The following is an 18,401-nucleotide window of genomic DNA, read 5'->3' on the forward strand; positions in this document are numbered from 1 at the left end:
TCGACGGGGTTGTTGCCGAGAGCGTTGCCGCCAAGGGCGACGACAATACGATCGGGCTTGCCAAGAGGCTTAGACATTGCTGGAATCCTTTCTGTAAAAGGCCTACAACCCATTAATAACCCGCGTCCGTGCGATACGCGAGTTTATTAAGGTTTATATTCTCTTTATCGCTCATTTTATTCATTTTGAAAATAGTGGAGCGGTGAACGGTCGTTTTTATCCGCTCAGCGTACAGAACCCCAGCTCAGACATATCTACGCCATTTACGTGCGACTTTATTTGAATACAGCAAGGATTATGTTGGATTATACAAACTATACCTCTGCTAAACACAAAACGGACAGCATAATATCTTACTCGCACTATACGAGATTCTATGCACTTATAGGACGAGTATGCATCCCTGCAAAAACATGGGGCTTTTCATCCAACAAAAAGGATAGTCGATCGTGCTTCACCCTGCGGTAAGCGACTGTGAACAAGTTGCGCTGTGCCCAAGCGTCCAAAAAAATCTAAACAGGGATATTGCTTCGGCTCCCAAGGCGTGATACTTTAGCCAAGTACAGCACGGGCTGGGGCGGCAGGCATCTGTCGTGAAGTTTGGGTTCGGCGACCCCGTGGCTGTCTTCTCCTTTATCCGCCAGCGAGCCCCTTGAGCGACGGATTGAGGAGGTCCTTACTATGACAAAAATGCTCAAGATTGCGCTGAATGGTGAGACGTTTCTCGCCGACATGCTCTGGGACAAAGCGCCCGAAGCATGCAGATTGTTCGAAGCGTCCTGTCCGGTCGAGTCGCGCATCTTCTCGGCAAAGATTTGCGATACCGAGGTGACCTATCCCGTATCGGGCCCCATCGCCAACTACGAGCACATCGAGAATCCCGTCTTTAACGAGCCGGCGGGTGCGGTGAGCTGGTACGGCGGCTGGTCTTCGGTCTGTATCTTCTTTGATGTTTGCGAGCCTTTTGGCACCTGCAACATGTTTGCCCGCATCTGCGAGGCCGACCGCGAGCGCTTTGCCACCGCTTGTCGCAACATTTGGGACAATCAGGGCATGTACATCAAAAACGAAATCGTCGAGATCGAAGCGGAGGCCTAAATATGATGAGTATCGACACCCTGCTTGTACTCGACCTTGCAGAGTACACCACTTCGCTAGAAGCCCTTGCCGACCAAATGATGCTTGAGGAGCCGCGCGATATCGACTATATGCGTCGCCGCAAGCTCGACACTGGCCGCGAGTTCGCAGTATGGAACTTTACCGTCGGCTACTGCATGAACGCTGCCGACGCCCTTTCGCTCCTGCGCGCCCAGGCAGCCGAGAACGTCAACGGTAACACCGCCGACTTGGCCACCCTCAACAACAGCGCCGCGCGCCTGTGCGACTGGTTCTCGGGCGCCTTTGACGTCACCGGCAAGATGGACGATACGACCGCCGTCCTCGCCCGCAGCCGCGACCTCTACGCCCAGGTCGAGACCCATGAGCAGTTTGCCGCCCTCACCCGCGCCACCGAGCGCTATCTGGTCCAGCTGCAATTTTGGGTCGATCGCCAGATTCCCTGGCCGGCCATCAGCGACCTGGTCCACGGCTACCGTCTGCGCACCGAAACCGGCGAGACAAGGTAAACCGGACTAGCAGCACCAACCACACCCCATCACGGGGCCCAAAGTAGTAATCAAGAGGCTGGAGACGCAAGCAACAGCGTCCCCAGCCTTTTTGCATGGTACCGCGCCGGTTCGATGGCTTTGAGACCTAAGCGAATCTTCGCTATCTGCCAATTTCTGTATGATTTGGGTCATTTCTAACTGCCAATTTTTGTACTTATAGGGGCAATCCTATCTACCAATTTTTGTCATTTAGGAGTTTTAATGCCACCCAGTAAGATCATTGATGGGCTTTTGAACTGGCAAAACAACTCCAATAAGGCGTTGCTTGTTATCAGCTCCCCCTCTATACCCAGAGAAGCGCGTGGTTTCGCGGCAATGCCGCGAAACAGCAACCGGGACAAAAGGCCCTGCCAACCACGCCCCCCGTTCAGCCCCACAATCCGAGGACGTAGTCGTAGCAGGATCTGAGGGCTGACCTTCGCGGACATTCCGCAGGACGAAAGAACCCCCGCCGCACGAAGTGCGCAGCGGGGGTTCTTTCATGTCCGAGGACGTCCGCGAAGGTCAGCCCTCAGATCCTGCGGTGAGAGACCTAGGCCTCGTTGTACACCGTCTTGAGCTTCAGCAGGTGCTGGTAGCGATCCATGGCGGCCTGCTCGTTCTCCTTGAAGAGCTCCTCGGCGCGCTCGGGGAAGGAACGCGTCAGCGAAGCGTAACGGGCCTCGTTCATCAGGAACTCCTGATAACCGCCCGCGGGCTCCTTGGAATCGAGCGAGAACTTCTTGCCGGCAGCAGCCTCGGGGTTGAAGCGGAAGAGGTTCCAGTAACCGCACTCGACAGCCTTCTTCATCTCGGCCTGGCAGTTCTGCATGCCGCCCTTCTTGATGGAGTGCATCTCGCAGGGGCTGTAGCCGATGATGAGGGACGGGCCGTCGTAGGCCTCGGCCTCATGGATGGCCTTGAGGGTCTGAGCCGGGTTGGCGCCCATGGCAACCTGTGCCACGTAGACGTAGCCGTAGCTCATGGCAATCTCGGCCAGAGACTTCTTCTTGGTCACCTTACCGGCAGCGGCGAACTGAGCGACCTGGCCCAGGTTCGAGGCCTTGGAGGCCTGACCACCGGTGTTGGAGTAGACCTCGGTATCGAAGACGAAGACGTTGACATTGTGGCCGGAAGCCAGGACGTGGTCCAGGCCACCGAAGCCGATGTCGTAGGCCCAGCCGTCGCCGCCGAAGATCCAGAAGGACTTCTTGGTGAGGTAAGCCTTGTCGGCGAGGATCGCCTTGGAAGCGTCGCAGCCGCACTTCTCGAGCTCGGCAACGTAGGCAGCGGCAGCGGTCTTGGAAGCCTCGGCGTCGTTGACGGAGTCGATCCAAGCCTGGCCGGCGGCCTTGAGCTCGTCGGACGGACCATCGGCAGCGATGATGTCCTGGGTGGCGGCGATCAGCTTGTTCTGGACGGCCTCGTAACCGACAGCCATGCCCAGACCGTGCTCGGCATTGTCCTCGAACAGGGAGTTGTTCCACGCCGGGCCGTGACCGTCCTTGTCCTTGCAGTAAGGAGCGGTGGCAGCGGGGTTGCCCCAAATGGAGGAGCAGCCGGTGGCGTTGGAGATGAACATGCGGTCGCCGGCGACCTGGGTCACCAGACGTGCATAGGCGGTCTCGGCGCAGCCGGCGCAGGAGCCGGAGAACTCCAGGTAAGGCTGCTTAAACTGGCTGCCCTTGACGTTGGCCGCGATGAGCTCCTTCTTCTCGGAGACGTTCTCGACCATGTAGTCCCAAACGGGCTGCTGGTCCATCTCCTGCTCGGTGGGAACCATCTCGAGGGCGCCCTTGGGGCAGACCTTGACGCAGTTGGTGCAGCCCATGCAGTCGAGCGGGGACACGGCCATGGTGAACTTCATGCCCTTGGCCTTGGGGCCCATAGCGTCGAGCGTGCGGGTAGCCTCGGGCGCGGCGGCAGCCTCGTCCTCGGTCATCGCGAACGGACGGATGGTGGCATGCGGGCACACATAGGCGCACTGGTTACACTGGATGCACTTGGTCTCGTCCCAGTGGGGAACGACCACGGCGACGCCGCGCTTCTCGTATGCGGAGGCGCCCAGCTCAAACTGGCCGTCGGCGCAATCGACAAAGGCGGAAACGGACAGGCTGTCGCCATCCATGCGATCGATGGGCTCGAGCAGGTTCTTGACCTGCTGAGCGATGGCGGACTTGGTCTCCTCGGAGAGCTCGACGGGAGCGGCATCCTCGGCGGTAGCCCAGTCGGCCGGAACCTCGAACTTACGGAAGGCGGTAGCGCCAGCATCGATGGCCTTATGGTTGGCGTCGACGATGGCCTGGCCCTTCTTCATGTAGGACTTGGTAGCCGCGTCCTTCATGTACTGCAGGGCGTCCTCGGCGGGCAGGACCTTGGCCAGCGCGAAGAAGGCGGACTGGAGCACCGTGTTGGTGCGCTTGCCCATACCGACCTTGGCCGCCAGGTCGATAGCGTCGATCAGGTAGACGTTGACGTTGTTGTTCGCGATGTAGCGCTTGGCCACGGCGGGCATGTGCTCGGCGAACTCCTCGTCGCTCCACTGGCAGTTGACCAGGAAGGTGCCACCCGGCTTGACGTCGCGGACCATCTTGAAGCCCTTGACGATGTAGCTGGGGTTATGGCAGGCGACAAAGTCGGCCTTGGTCACGTAGTACGGCGAACGGATCGGGGAATCACCAAAGCGCAGGTGCGAGACGGTGACGCCGCCGGTCTTCTTGGAGTCGTACTGGAAGTAGGCCTGGACGTATTTGTCGGTGTGGTCGCCGATGATCTTGATCGAGTTCTTGTTGGCGCCGACGGTACCGTCGCCACCCAGACCCCAGAACTTGCACTCGATGGTGCCGGGGGCTGCGGTGTTGGGCGCATCCTCGGCCTCGGGCAGGCTCAGGTTGGTCACGTCATCGACAATGCCGATGGTGAACTCGCGCTTGGGCTCGTCCTTCTTGAGCTCCTCGAAGACAGCGAACGCGGACGCGGGAGGCGTGTCCTTGCTGCCCAGGCCATAACGGCCGCCGACGACCTTGATGCCCGTCTTGCCGGCCTCGTAGAGAGCGGAGACGACGTCCTGGTAGAGCGGCTCGCCGATGGAACCCGGCTCCTTGGTGCGGTCCATGACGGCGATCTTCTGGACGGTCTCGGGGAGAACGTCGACGAAGTGCTTGATGGAGAACGGACGGAACAGGCGAACCTTGACCAGGCCAACCTTCTCGCCGTGAGCGTTGAGGTAGTCGATGACTTCCTCGAGCACGTCGCAGAAGGAGCCCATGCAGACGACGACGCGGTCAGCATCGGGAGCGCCGTAGTAGTTGAACAGGCCGTAATCGGTGCCGAGCTTCTCGTTGATCTTCTTCATGTAGCCCTCGACGACGGCAGGGAGCTCGTCGTAGACCTTGTTGCAGGCCTCGCGGTTCTGGAAGAAGATATCGCCGTTCTCGTGGCTGCCGCGGGTGTGCGGGTGCTCAGGGTTGAGCGCGTGGTCGCGGAAAGCCTGGACGGCGTCCATGTCGCACATCTCGGCCAGATCCTTGTAGTCCCACATGGCGACCTTCTGGATCTCGTGGCTGGTGCGGAAGCCGTCAAAGAAGTTAAGGAACGGGGTCTTACCCTCGATGGCGGCAAGGTGAGCCACCGGCGAGAGGTCCATGACCTCCTGGACGTTGCCCTCGGCGAGCATGGCGAAACCGGTCTGACGACAGGCCATGACGTCGGAGTGATCGCCAAAAATGTTCAGGGCGTGGGAAGCGACGCAACGCGCGGAGACGTGGAAGACGCCCGGGAGCTGCTCGCCCGCGATCTTGTACATGTTCGGGATCATCAGGAGCAGACCCTGAGAAGCCGTGTAGGTGGTGGTCAGAGCACCGGCACCCAGCGAACCGTGAACGGTACCGGCTGCACCTGCCTCGGACTCCATCTCGACGACCTTGACCGGGGTGCCGAAGATGTTCTTGCGACCCTGGGCCGCCCACTGGTCGACATGGTCGGCCATCGGGCTGGACGGCGTAATGGGATAGATTCCCGCTACCTCGGTGTACGCATACGAAACATATGCGGCCGCCTCGTTGCCGTCCATAGACTTAAACTTACGCGCCATATACCCCTCTCCTCTCATATAGGTATACAGGCCCCGGCGATCGCCGGGATGTTGGCGTGATGGGATTTTCGCTGTTGCTTCCATCATCTGGCAGGCAGACTGAGCAGCAGGTACATGGCGTGGAGAGAAGGCATGCCGAGGCGAGGGGCAGCTGATGCACCCCACAGACTCGACCGCCCGTCTTGCACATGACCGAGCGCCGCAAAGGCCGCATGCCGGATGCTCCCGGGCACGCCCCGGCGATGGGAAGCGCCCGCAACGGAAATCCGCATGCGGGTTTATTGTACCCCGCCGCCAAGCTATATTTCGTCAAATATAGGTGGGCGGTAAAGGTTTGCCTTGGGTGACCGCCAAGGGCCAAAATGGCCCCTCCATCCCCGGGCGACTGGCTCTGGCGCGACAAGGAGTGTCCCCAAGTGCCGGCAGAAAAGGAGCGTCCCTATCTGCCGGCTAGAGGGCACCGAAGAGGATGGCGTAGGTAGTGGATTCGCCGAGCTTGAGCTCGTCGCCGGGATTGAGTTGGGCGGAACGACCGGGCTCGACCTGAATGCAGACACGCGTGGCCCCGTTTACCACCACGGTTCCGTTGGTGGACGACAAGTCCTCGACGTGCCAGATATTTTGAGCATCGCACCAGATATGGGCATGGCGGGCCGAGACATCGTCGCCGACGTCGGTAATATCGCCCTCACCAGTGGCCAGCGCGCCAATCTCAACACCCTGCTCACTCGGCTGAATCCAGCGCGGGGCGCTCACGACAAAACTGTTTTGTATGCGCAGCAAGCCCAAAGGGTGCGCCGGGGCGGGTTCGCGTTCGCCCGCGGTCATCGACATGCCAAGCGAACGCGGCGTGGATGTGCCTCCGCCACAGGTCGCGTGCGCGTAGTCGATGGCATAGTTCACCGAGGACCGCACATCCGCCGAACAACCGACGGCGACAAACAGCACCAGCACGGCCTCGGCGCGCTCGGCGGGCATGAGTTCCGCCGCCTGGGACAGGCGATCGAGCGCGTTGCGATAGAGATTCGTGTCCTGGTGGCACTCTTCGAGCGCGCGTACCATCGGTTCACCTGCAGGACCGCAGACCATATTGATTACAGCCGTGGAGTCCATGGGATTGCGCTGGCGCAGGGCCAGTTGCGACATAATACGCGCAGCCGAGGTACCGTATTCGGCAAAGTAGCGCTGCTGAAGCGTGCCGACCGGCGCGCGAACGATAAAGCGGGAAACCCAAGAGCGATCGGCGGCTCGGCTCTGCGGGCTGCGGCCGTCGGCGAGCGGACGGGACGAAAGCACCAAGCCACACAGCTCGATATGGCTCAGATGCGCCGCGCGCTTAAAGATATCAAACATGGCGCCGCATGGGGTGAGCTCAACTTGAGATGCCATGACCTAGGCCTCCTTGGTCGTAGAAATAGAATCGGACGATACTTCGACAGGTCCGCCAAAAGTGCGGGCAGCTGCGGCGCCACCAGCAAGCGGAGTCGCCATCTGGGCTTTTGTGCGTCGCGGTGCCGAAACGGGAAGCTCAAAGGCAAAGCCCATCGCAAGCAAAAACCACGTAAGCGTATAGGTTGCAATCAGAGCGGCAACAAGGCCGCCCATCACGGCGCGTTGAGAAAATACGCTACATGCAGCCACAGCCAATACCGGAACCTCGCAGGCAGAAAGCGCAAGCACACCCTGCAGGAACCCCGAGCGCCGATCGCGCGCAAGTGCCCCCGCGGCAACGCCGGCTATGCCTGGCAGCGCCAACGCCAGTGCGGCAATAATACCCGGTAGCGACCCAGACCACACGAGCGATCCCAAAGTCGCCGTCACGCGAGCGCCCGATGCCAGCAGCGCGGCCGAAACCACGACCACAGCCCAAACCACGCCGCAGACGACCGCCGCGCCGACCATCAGCGCGCGACGAACCGCGCGGCCGGACGCATCCATGGGGCACGGCGTGAGCGGCTCGCCACGGAGCGAACGACCGACATTTTGCGCATAGTGGTCACAAAACGCCGAGAGCGCCGCCTCGACCGCCGCCGGCTCGGGACGATCTTTTTGAGAGCTGGACAGACAGGCCATCACCACGTCGAACAGCTGGGCATCGACAAACGCCAGCGCATCGCGTAGCTCCTCGGAATCCGGCTCAAGCCCCAGCTGCTGGGCCTGCTCGGCCGCGGCGAGCGCCACATCGGGCTCACGACGAAGCAACTGAGTCAAATCGCAACCGGGCGCATGGGCACCAATGGGATAGTCGGGCCGCGTGTCCATCTTGAGACGGTAGGGGCTCGCGATGTCGCGCGTCTTTTTGCGCGAACCCGAGGTGCCCGAAGTGCTCGGCGCGGCTTCGTATGGCGCGACGCCGGCAATGAGCTCGTAAACCGTGCTTGCCGCGGCATAGACGTCGATCGCCGGCGACATACGCAAAGCGCGCAGATCGGGAATATCGTCGGTGAGCATCTCGGGCGGGGCATAGGCAACCGTCGCGCGACGCAGCGTGGCATAGCGCTCGGTAAAGGATGCCTTGCCGCCGGTACCGGCCACGGCCGACGCAGGCTCAAGCGCCAGCGACGAGCCAAAGTCGATCAGGCACAGGTCAAAGGTGCCCTCGGCAAGCTGCCGGTCAAGCGGTAGACGCGCCGTGCGCACCATAATATTAGCGGGCGAGATATCGCGATGGACAAAGCCCTCACCCACCAGGCTCATACGGCAGAGCAGATCGAACAGGTCGCGACCCAGACGCGCCGCCACAAGCGGCGACAGGCGTCCGGCATCGTCCACGGCGAGTCGCGAACGCAAGCGGGCGAGCGTCTCGCCCTCGACCCATTCCATGACAATTGCAGGCACACCATCAACCTCGCCCCAGCCATAGAGGCGGGGAAAGCCCTTAAGGCCCGAAAGGGCGCGATGGCATTCATATTCCTCGCGAAATGCCGCTTTGAACTTGGCGACCAGCGACTCATGGGCGGCATCGTCGTCAAACTCATCGCGCGTCGGCAAGATGAGCTGTTTGAGTGCTACGTCCTCGCCTTGGGCGTTGACAGCACGCGTCACGCGGCCGATACCGCCACGGCGCATGGTGGCATCGTCGGCAAACAGTATCGTAAAACGACGCAGATAGGCAGGCAGTTCGTCCTGACCGAGCGCAATGGCCGGCTCAAACCCGTCGACACGCGCCAGGCGCAGGCCGACCATGGGATCGCGACCGAGCGATTGTGGTGTGGTGGATGCAAGATCGGTCATCATAGGGCAAGCGCCGCCACGTTATTGTTGAAGTTACCGAGCGCGACGTCATCATCGCCGTAATGGCCGACCCATTGACATAGGTTGGTGTAACAGCCCCACAGATTGGCATACTGCTGATACCACCTTGACCGGGGCGAGAATGTCTGACGACCGAACTCGGCTCGAATGACAAACATCTCCCCGACCAGGCTGTCGCACGGCCTGGGATCTCCCGTAGAGTTATAGGTCGAGACCACGTCATTGGCACGAGAAACATAGCCGTCGAGCATGTTGTACTTGGCCACAAGCCAACTGTGAATGCTCTCTTCCTCAGCAGCGGAAAGGCCGCCGGAGTTTGCATCGTTGTCAGTGTTGCCGCCCGTCGAGCCGCCGTTTCCAGGCCCTCCGGTAGAGGAACCCGACCCAGAGCCGCCGCCCGAACTCGATGAATCCGAGCCGGAGCCAGAAGTATCCGAGCTACCGGGCTTTCCGGACTGCTGGGCGTCCTGCTCCTTTTGCTGCTCGACCTTATTCACCGTTGCCGCCACGCTATTGTTGGACAATCGATCGATGATCTTGGTGTTGGTGAGCACGATGGTTTTGCCATTGGCAAGCGTGACTTCGTTGTCCGGGGCCTCGGCGCCGTCCGCATCGTCGGTGCCAAACACAATATGCCCGACCACACTTGCCCAAGCATATCCAGTCGTGGTGCCCAGATCGCTTTTGGCCTCATGCCCCACGCGCGGTTCGCGTGCGGCATGCGCCTGCATCATGGACGGCACGGTCATGCCATAGGCAGAAACGCCAGCTATGACCAGCACCAGCGAGCACGATAGCAGTGCGTACGCCCGCGGCGCCAAGCCCAGTCGGCGTCGTATGCGCACCGCGGCGCCGCGCTTTGTCTGAGTGCCACCGGGCCGCATGCGTTCTCCTCCAACAAAAACACGCCGCTCGGGAGCGGCGCATTCATTCGAATCCATATTTGAGTGTATCAGCGAACCCAAAAGGTTGCGCAACGAATGAGCAAATTAAGGATGCGAGTGGAAGCATCCATGCGATAAGCGGATACAAAGCATCTTTGTTGCACAACAAACTTACAGTCGCACAGGGAAATTATGACTACCCCGTGCGTCGCGAGGAAAACATACGGCAGGAGCAGGCTCGCCACCTAAATCGCGCGACGGGCCTCGATGGCGCGGCCAAGCGTAAGCTCGTCGGCATACTCCAGGTCGCCGCCCACGGGAAGGCCGCTTGCCAGACGCGACACCTCGACGCCCAACGGCTTGATAGTGCGGGCCAGGTAGCTCGCCGTGGTCTCGCCCTCGATGTTGGGGTTGGTGGCGATGATGACCTCATGGATATCCTCGTGGCCCAGACGCGCCAGCAGCTCGCGGATGTGCAACTGCTCGGGACCAATCTTGTCCATGGGACTGATCACGCCGCCCAGCACATGGTACAGGCCATGGTAGCTGCCCGTGCGCTCGATTGCCTGGACGTCGCGCGGCTCGCCCACCACACAAATGCGAGTGGTATCGCGCATCGGGTCCTGGCAGATGGAGCACTCGTCGGCCGTGGCGTAGTTAAAGCAACGGCTGCAAAAGTGGACCTCCTGCTTGACCTCCAGGATGGCCTCGGCCAGGCGGCGCGCCTCCTCGGCGTCGGCCTCCAACAGGTAATAGGCGATGCGCTGGGCCGACTTGGGACCAATGCCCGGCAGGCGGCCCAGCTCATCGAGCAGTTTTTGCAGACTGTGATTCGCACTCATATATATATGCGTGTCTTAGAACGGCATGCCCGGGATGTTGAGGCCGCCGGTGATGGCGCCCATCTGCTTGTTGGCGAGCTCGTTGACGCCGCGGACGGCCTCGTTGACGGCAGCCATAATCATGTCCTGCAGCATATCGACGTCCTCGGGATCGAGGGCATCGGGATCGATGGTGAGGTTGACGAGCTCCATCTCGCCGTTAACGGTCACCTTGGCCATGCCGCCGCCGGCAGAGGCGTCGACGGTCTGGGACTTGAGGTTCTCCTGCGCGGCGGCAAGCTGCTCCTGCATCTTGCGGGCCTGCTTCATCATCTGCTGCATGTTCATACCGGCCATGATGGCTCCTTTACGTGCGGCCGCACGCCGAGCTGCAAGGGCAGCCGGGACGCGGCGGGACTTTCAAACTCAAAAATCGTACCACGGCGCGCGGCCAGCAAGCGGGGCAGTCACGCTACCTCAGTCGATATACATGTCCTGGAGTGCAAGCCGCACCCGAAGATTATGCAAAGTTGAATAATTCGCATCTGCATAATATTGAAAGCTAAATCTTGTAGAGCCGGAATCCGACATTTCATTTGCACCGCTAAAGACCTGCATGCCGATCCGTTGCTCACGGTGACGCGCATGGCAGCGGGGTATAATTTGATTGCCATAGATAGTAATTTGGAGGTGCCCCATGAATGCCCCCAACGCGCTCCAAAACATCCGCTCAAAACACCCCGTTGCATATGTGGTTCTCTATCTCTTTGTCGGCTGGGCATTGTTGGTTGTCATCACCCATGCCATAGCTTTTGGAGCAGAACTGCTGATAGCCAGCTCGGACCAGCCCGTCGTCAAATGGGAGACGACCGATGAGTGCACCGACGGAACCCGAACCGTCTACTACAACAGCCCGTCCCTCTATCAAGAGTTCAAGGTCAAGATAAAGGACTTCAAGATTGTCGATGCCGAGCTAGGCGTTTATTTGGCAATCGGAGCAACCATTAACGCCGAGCAAGTCGAGTACACGGACAGCCATGCGACGTATCGTATCGACCTCAGCATCCTAGGCCGACCGTCACGCACCTGTCTGCTCAAATGCGACATACGCGGCACCACACTACACATGTCCGAAATACAAATGCGCCCGGGCAAGGGGTTCTCTTCTTGAGCAGTATACCCGCCCGTACGGCTACTCCACCGGTTTGAAGATGGTGGCCTGACCGAAGACGCTGCGGATGAGGTCTTTGGCCTCGTCCTCGGTCTGCGGGATGCTCGGGGCTGCGCCCTGGTGGCCGAAGGGGCTGCCGGCGCCGGGGTTGGACTCCCAGGGAGCTGCAGGAGCGTCCTCCTCTTTGGGGGCAGCTACAGCGGACTTGGGCGCGGGCGTCGCACCCGGCACGTCGAACGGAGGCAGATCGTCCCCGCTCGCATCGCCAGCGAAGCCGCCGACCATAGCGTCGTCGTAGGGCACCTGCTCGGATTCCCACGGCGCGGACTGCGCGACAGGCTGAGCTTTGGGGGCAGCCGAGCGCTCGGGCGCACGGGGTGCGGGCTCGGTCGGGAGCTTACCCGTGGCAGGAGCACCGGCGGGGTTGTCGGAGCGTAGCCAGGGGGCTTTGCCCAGGTCAGACGACTTGGGCGCGGGCGAGACGGGCTTGGGCGCGGGTGTCGGAGCAGCCGGTTTGGGCGCCGCGGGCTTAGGCGCCGACGAGGTCGATGCCGTTACCGGTGCCGCTTGCTGCTGCGGCGCGCTGGCGCTCGAGGATACAGGGGCCGCCGAGGACACGGGTTGCGGGTCCGCAGATGCCGCAGCCCGTGCAGATGGAGAATGCTCCTCATGTTGAGGAGCCGGCGTGCCACCCCCATCCAGGACATAGTCGACGGTACGACGACCGAAGACCGCGCAGACCGTCGGTAGGACCACCGACTGCGTATCGGCGCGACCGAGCATCTTAATGGCAAAAGTCGAACCCGCGGGGAACGAGACCGTGAGCTTGGAGCCGTCGTCGGCCGTGGCGCGGGCGTTGAGCAAAAGCCCTGCGTAGGAAGCCTGACGCGCCTTGACGCGCTCGACGACCTCGGCCCATTTGCGCTGCAGCTCGCCGGCGTCCTCGACCGCGGGGGTCTCGGCGGCGCCGGCGGCAGCAACCTGGGCGGCATTGTTGGACTGGGGCTGAGGCGTCGGAGCCGGCGCAGGCTGAGGTGCAGGCGCTGCAGGCTTGGAAGCTGACACGGGTGCAGGCTGAGCCGCCGGAGCGGCAGCACCACGGTCCCAAGGCATGCCACCCTGGCGCGCGGACGTAGCAGCAGGGGCAGCGGATGCCGCCGGAGCGGCAGCACGAGCGCCCGAAATGAGCGTCGGCTGTTGGGCAGCAGCGGGTACGGATGCTGCAGGCGCGGCGGCCTGAGCAGCAGCCACGCTCGCCGGCACGGCGCCGTTGGCAACCATGGCCTCCAGGCGTGCCACGCGCTCGGCCAATGCCTCAATCGTTAAATCGGCCTCGGGACGCGCCAGACGCGTGCAGGCAATCTCGAGCACCAGGCGCACGTCGCTCGCGCCCCTCATCTCCAGTGCGGCATCGTCGAGCACCGTCAGCACACGGGCCAGGCGGTCGGCAGGATGCTCGCCAAAGGCAGCGGCCTCGGCAGCAAGCGCCTCGGCCTGCTCGGAGCCGCCCTCAAACAGCTCGGCACGAGCACCGGCAACGCAGGCAACGTACACGTCACGCACGTGCGCCACCAGGTCGCGCGTCAGCTCCAGCAGGTCGTTTCCTTCCTCGACCTGCGTACGGATCAGTCCATAGAGCTCGGCAACATCGCGATCGGCAATGGCGCGGGAAAACTCGCCCAGAATCTGGTCCGAAACCTCGCCTAAAAGAGAGCGGGCGTCGTCCGCATGCACAGAACCGTTGCCAAAGACGCTCAGCTGCTCCAGCGTGGACAACGCGTCGCGCATGCCGCCCTTGGCATGGCGCGCCACGATAGCCAGCGCCTCATCGTCGTAATCGAAGCCCTCCTGCTCGCACACGTATGCCAGGCGGTGCTCGATATCCTCGTTGCCGATGCGATGGAAATCGAAACGCTGGCAGCGCGAGAGGATGGTCTCCAGAATCTTTTGCGGGTCGGTGGTGCACAGCACAAAGATCACGTGCGCCGGCGGCTCCTCAAGCGTCTTGAGCAGCGCGTTGAACGCCGCCGTCGTGAGCATGTGGACCTCGTCGATGATATAGATCTTGTACTTGCCGCGCACCGGGGCAAAGTTGACGGAGTTGATGATCTCCTCGCGCACATTGTCCACGCCCGTGCGGCTTGCGGCATCGAGCTCGTAGACATCCGGGTGGTTGCCCTCGGCAATGAGCTCGCACTCCTCGCAAGTACCGTCGGGCATGCAGCCGCTTGCACCCTCGGCGCGCGCCGCCTCGGCATTGCGGCACAGCAGTGCCTTGGCCAGAATGCGCGCCATGGTGGTCTTGCCCGTGCCGCGCGGTCCGCAGAACAGGTAGGCGTGGGACAGGCGCCCCTCGGTGATGGCGTGCTCGAGCGTCGAGACGATATGCTGCTGGCCCACCACGGAGTCGAAGGTGAGCGGGCGATACTTTCGGTACAACGATTCCATGGGTGCTCCCCCGGGTATACTGAGTCTTGTTGCCGCGACGGCCATGCGGTCGCACGGCATACTGCATTCATAATAACCCGTACGGCGAGCCCGCCGCGATAGGAGTCCAAAGAGCATGGCAGACGCAGAGAGCAACCTCGTTCCCTCCGAAGCAGCCGACCAGGTCGAGGTCGCGCTCGAGGAGCAGGCCGCAGCCGACGACGGCATCCTGTACCTCAACGAGTACCAGTACGAAAACGACCTCGTCACCGACTTCGCCCGCCTGGTCGCCTCGCCCAGGCGCCGTGGCTCGCTGTATGTCGCCGCCGCGATTGCCGCGCTCATCGGCATCGGCATGTTGGTGGCCGGCGGCAACTGGATCAAGTTTGGCGTCGTCCTGATCGTATTCGGCGCCTTTTTGGCCTGGTGGAGCAAAAACCTGCACCACACCCTCGCCCGCGACTTTATCGACGCCGTCGAGGCCGACGAGTCCATGGGTGGCCGCTATCGCCGCGTCGCCGCCAACGAGGACGGCCTGATGGTTTGGGGCAAGAGCGGCAAGTCGCAGTTCTTCCCGTTTGAAAAGCTCGACCACGTGCTCGACGGCGAGCGCATCTTTGTGGCCATGTTCGCCGACCAGGGCGTGACGATCCCTAAGGACACCTTTGTTCGCGGCGATGCCGAGCAGTTTGGCACCTTCCTTAAGGCACGCATCAACAAAAAACTCCGCATCGAGACCAAACGCAAGAAGATGAAGGCAGAAAAGGCCGCCGCCGAAGCCAAACAGGGCGACAAGCCCCAGGAGACCAAGGGCAAGCAGCGCAAGCAGAAGAAGAACAAGAAGAAGCGCTAACCCGAGCCGGGGTCCAAACTCCGGCCGCCTGCTTAGGCGTAACTTAGATTGACAGCGGAAACCGCATCCCGTTTTGGCGCTCCAAAGTGGGATGCGGTTTCCTTTTGAGCGCCCATCCGGAAAGCGCATCCCGCTCTACGCCAATATTCTGGGACGCAGTTTCCGCAGACCACCCCATTCGGAAAGTGCATCCCTTAATTTGGTCGCAAAGTGGGGTGCGCTTTCCGAGCGAGCCAAAACAGAGCCAAGCCAGACAGGCAACCTCGCATCCCGCTATCCTCCCCATGCACCCGAGCGTGCTACACTAGCAGCATCTATGCCACCGCGAACGGCTCGGCTCGGCGCCCGCCGCTCGCAAACGAACTTTAAACGCACGAGGGTTGGCCATGCCGCTTTTCTCGCAACATACCGCCCGGTTCTCGCCGGACGTTCCTTTGGAGGGCACCAGCTCTCGCGAGCTGCTCAAGCGGTACCAGCCGCTCGAGACACTTGCGACCGGCGGTTTTGGCTCCATCGAGATCTGCCGCGACACGCACCTGCGCCGCCGCGTCGCCATTAAGCGTATCCCCCTTATCAACGGTGCCGGCATGCCCGCCAGCGACATCATGGATGTCCTGCGCGAGGCGCACACCGCCGCCATGCTTCAACATCCCAATATCGTGCAGGTCATCGACTTTACGCACGACACAGCCTATGCCTACCTAGTCATGGAGTATGTCGATGGCATGTCGCTGGCCGAGTTTTTGCACCGCGTGGACGGCCACTCACTTACCTTTGACGAGGCCGCAGCTATTGCCGATGCCCTGGGCCAGGCGCTCACCTTCGCCCATAGTAATGGCGTACTCCACCTGGACATTAAGCCCGCCAACGTGCTCATCGACCACTCGGGCAATGTAAAGCTCACCGACTTTGGCATGGCGCGACTGTCGTCCGCCGGTGGCTTTGGCGGTTCGCGCGGCGGCACCATCGGCTACATGCCGCCCGAGCAGCTCGATATCGAGACCGGCACGGTCGACGAACGCGCTGATGTCTTTGCCCTTGCCTGTGTGATCTACGAGGGCCTGTGTGGCAGCGCCCCCTTTATGGCGGCCACGCCCGCCGACTCGCTCGGCCACATCATCGGCGGCGCCACCTATCCCAGCGAGCTGATACCACACTTTCCCCCGGGAGCCGAGAGCGCGCTCATGAGCGCGCTCTCCCCCATGCCGCAGGACCGCCCCAACAGCATCGAGGCATTTTGCGACCAGCTCCTTGCCGGTCTGGGCAGCGTGCGCGAAGGCCGTCGCAGCCTGGAGCAAATGGTTGGCGAGCTTTCGGATGACGAGCAGGAGCTCGACGATATCGAGCCGTCGCACTACGAGGACGACGCCATCGAGGTCGACCCCGCACTCGGCTGGGCGGGCACGCGCTGGAGCCATGCGCGCGACTACACCATGCGCACTATCTCGGCGCTAACGTGCGGCACCTTTAGCTTTTTGCTGATGCAAACGGCCGGGGTCGCGGCGCTTCCCGGCCTGGTCATTGCGGCTATCGCGATCGGAGCGGCGGCTGGCCTGGCCCCCCAGATTGGCTCGGCCATCTCGGCTGTGGGCTTTTTGGTGCTCATGGCCAACGCCACCATGCAGGCACAGGGCATCCTGTCGATGCTGCCCGTCGCGGTGATCTTTGCCGCCGCCATGTCCGGTTGGTGGATCGCCTGGGGTCGCACCGAGACTGCCGCGAGCGCCACGCTCACCTGTGCACTCGCGCTTGGCTGTCTGACCGGCAATACCTTCCTGGCAGCTGGGGTCGCCGCCGGCGTCGCGTCATTTTGGCTCGGCCCGGCAAGCGCCGCCGCGGCAACGGGCATGGGCGCGCTTTTTGCCCGTCTGGCCACGGTCGCGCTTTCAGCCGGAGGCGTGCTGGGGCTCGGTAACGTTGCTGCAGCGCTGGGAGACCCGCTCCTTTGGGCTGCCTTTGTGCTGGTCGCGGCAACTGCCGCGGCGTCATCTGCGCTGCTCAATGTCCATGCCAAGCGTGCCAATCAGGGCTCAAACCTTGCCGCAATCGCCGCCATCGCTGTCACCGGCATCGGCTGCGCAGCGGCGTCCTGTCTTGCACACCATATGGAAATTGCCAGCCTTGCAGCCGCGGTCATCGCCAAGGCGGCGGTTGCGGGAATCCTATCCTCTATAATCGTTGGGATATGCCTATATTTGCTCGGATACCAAAGAACCTATACGGAGAGTGATCTTTCGTGAACTTCCTGAACATCTTCGAGGACCACGTGGCCGGCATCTTCGGTGCCACCCGTGCCCCGTTCTCCTTTAAGAAGCTTGCCAAGCAGGCCGCTCGCGACATGGAGGATCAGACTCTGGTGATTAACGGCGTCAACACGGCGCCGGCACTCTATACCATCCTTATCGCCGCCGACGACGATCCCATGCTCGCCCCGTTCTACCCCGAGCTTTCGCGCGAGGTCCGCGAGTTTGTGAAAGCGCAGGCCGAAAAGCGCCGCTATGTCTTTGTCGGCGAGCCCCTCGTGCGCTTTATGATCGATCCGCAGCTGCGCGCCGGCAAGTTCTCGGTCTTTGCCGAGAACGTCGATGCCCCCACGCTCGGCCGCCTGTACGAAGAAGAGCGCGCCTATCAAAACGGTCTGGGCCAAAACAACTCCGCGGCAAGCCGTGCCGCCAGCGCCCCGCGCGCCGGCCAGCAGCAGTTTGCTGCCCCGCAGCCGCAGCGCCCCGCCGCCATGCCCCAGCAGCAGCCGACGCCTCGCGCCGCCGCTCCTGACCCGCTTGCCGTAGCAGATCCCTTCGCGCCTAGCGTCCCCGACCCCGCCGCTCCTATCCCGGTGCCGCAGACCGTCTCGCGCGACGCGCTTGCCGGCATGGGCGGAGCCGCCGCGACCGGTGCCGCCGTGGGCCTAGGCGCCGCAGCCGGCATCGCCTCCAACATGGCGAGCACTCGCGCCCCGCAGCGCCCGCTCGCCCAGCTCGTCGACGTCGTGAGCGGCGAGAGCCATAGCATCACCTCCGCACAGGTGACTATCGGTCGCGAGCGCTCGGTTTCCGATATTGCCCTGCGCGACCCCAACGTGTCGCGCCGCCACGCCCAGCTCACCTTTACGGGCTCGGATTGGTCGATCGAGGACCTCAATTCCACCAACGGCACGCTCGTCAACAACCGCCGCATTACGCGCTGCCCGCTGCGCAACGGCGATCTGCTGACGTTTGGCCTGAGCACCTTTGAATTTAGGGGATAGTCGC

13 protein-coding genes are annotated in these 18,401 nt (G+C 62.1%); 6 read left to right on the forward strand and 7 right to left on the reverse strand.

Features of this window, described 5'->3' with window-relative positions; all coding sequences use genetic code 11:
• The first annotated feature begins 681 nt into the window (after positions 1–681).
• Together DW870_RS03790 and DW870_RS03795 are read left to right on the forward strand one after the other, a co-directional pair.
• Positions 682–1,098, forward strand: a complete 417-nt coding sequence (locus DW870_RS03790; RefSeq protein ID WP_117735414.1) for a DUF3830 family protein — start codon at positions 682–684, stop codon at positions 1,096–1,098.
• A gap of 2 nt (positions 1,099–1,100) precedes the next feature.
• Positions 1,101–1,625: a hypothetical protein gene (locus DW870_RS03795; RefSeq protein ID WP_117735413.1), complete on the forward strand. Its 525-nt coding sequence runs from the start codon at positions 1,101–1,103 to the stop codon at positions 1,623–1,625.
• Between the two features lie 574 nt (positions 1,626–2,199).
• Here the strand turns inward: DW870_RS03795 and nifJ are convergent.
• The 6 genes from nifJ to DW870_RS03825 form a co-directional block, all read right to left on the reverse strand.
• Entirely contained in the window at positions 2,200–5,739 is a 3,540-nt protein-coding gene (gene nifJ, locus DW870_RS03800) for a pyruvate:ferredoxin (flavodoxin) oxidoreductase (protein ID WP_117876900.1), read from the reverse strand.
• Between the two features lie 450 nt (positions 5,740–6,189).
• Complete coding sequence (locus DW870_RS03805) at positions 6,190–7,128, reverse strand: FHA domain-containing protein (RefSeq protein ID WP_117648550.1); 939 nt, start codon at positions 7,126–7,128, stop codon at positions 6,190–6,192.
• Between the two features lie 3 nt (positions 7,129–7,131).
• Positions 7,132–8,976, reverse strand: coding sequence for a hypothetical protein (locus tag DW870_RS03810; protein ID WP_117876902.1), 1,845 nt, complete (start codon positions 8,974–8,976; stop codon positions 7,132–7,134).
• Positions 8,973–9,878: a hypothetical protein gene (locus tag DW870_RS03815; RefSeq protein ID WP_117848325.1), complete on the reverse strand. Its 906-nt coding sequence runs from the start codon at positions 9,876–9,878 to the stop codon at positions 8,973–8,975. Before DW870_RS03815 ends, DW870_RS03810 begins: the two co-directional genes overlap by 4 nt.
• A gap of 245 nt (positions 9,879–10,123) precedes the next feature.
• A complete protein-coding gene (recR, locus tag DW870_RS03820) occupies positions 10,124–10,720 on the reverse strand; it encodes a recombination mediator RecR (protein WP_006235173.1) in 597 nt (198 codons plus the stop codon).
• Between the two features lie 15 nt (positions 10,721–10,735).
• The gene (locus DW870_RS03825; protein WP_117770639.1) at positions 10,736–11,056 is read right to left on the reverse strand and encodes a YbaB/EbfC family nucleoid-associated protein; all 321 of its coding nucleotides are present in this window, start codon (positions 11,054–11,056) and stop codon (positions 10,736–10,738) included.
• A 340-nt stretch (positions 11,057–11,396) separates the two neighbouring features.
• On the opposite strand from DW870_RS03825, the gene DW870_RS03830 reads away from it, so the two are divergent.
• Positions 11,397–11,870 carry a hypothetical protein gene (locus tag DW870_RS03830; protein WP_117770638.1) on the forward strand — a complete coding sequence of 158 codons (474 nt, stop codon included), beginning with the start codon at positions 11,397–11,399 and terminating at the stop codon, positions 11,868–11,870.
• A gap of 21 nt (positions 11,871–11,891) precedes the next feature.
• Here DW870_RS03830 and dnaX read toward each other — a convergent pair whose 3' ends face one another.
• Positions 11,892–14,318: a DNA polymerase III subunit gamma/tau gene (dnaX, locus tag DW870_RS03835; protein ID WP_158556941.1), complete on the reverse strand. Its 2,427-nt coding sequence runs from the start codon at positions 14,316–14,318 to the stop codon at positions 11,892–11,894.
• A 115-nt stretch (positions 14,319–14,433) separates the two neighbouring features.
• Here dnaX and DW870_RS09315 point away from each other — a divergent pair, with 115 nt between their 5' ends.
• The 3 genes from DW870_RS09315 (at position 14,434) to DW870_RS03850 (ending at position 18,397) form a co-directional block, all read left to right on the forward strand.
• Positions 14,434–15,150: a hypothetical protein gene (locus DW870_RS09315; RefSeq protein ID WP_158556940.1), complete on the forward strand. Its 717-nt coding sequence runs from the start codon at positions 14,434–14,436 to the stop codon at positions 15,148–15,150.
• Positions 15,151–15,536: 386 nt separating this feature from the next.
• Positions 15,537–17,390 carry a serine/threonine-protein kinase gene (locus DW870_RS03845; RefSeq protein WP_006235178.1) on the forward strand — a complete coding sequence of 618 codons (1,854 nt, stop codon included), beginning with the start codon at positions 15,537–15,539 and terminating at the stop codon, positions 17,388–17,390.
• Positions 17,387–18,397 (forward strand): FhaA domain-containing protein, encoded by a 1,011-nt coding sequence (locus DW870_RS03850; RefSeq protein ID WP_117564937.1) that lies wholly within the window; start codon positions 17,387–17,389, stop codon positions 18,395–18,397. The genes DW870_RS03845 and DW870_RS03850 overlap by 4 nt, the downstream gene beginning before the upstream one ends.
• Positions 18,398–18,401: the final 4 nt, after the last annotated feature.

The sequence above is a fragment of the Collinsella sp. AM38-1BH genome (assembly GCF_003467545.1).
Classification (GTDB): Bacteria; Actinomycetota; Coriobacteriia; order Coriobacteriales; family Coriobacteriaceae; genus Collinsella.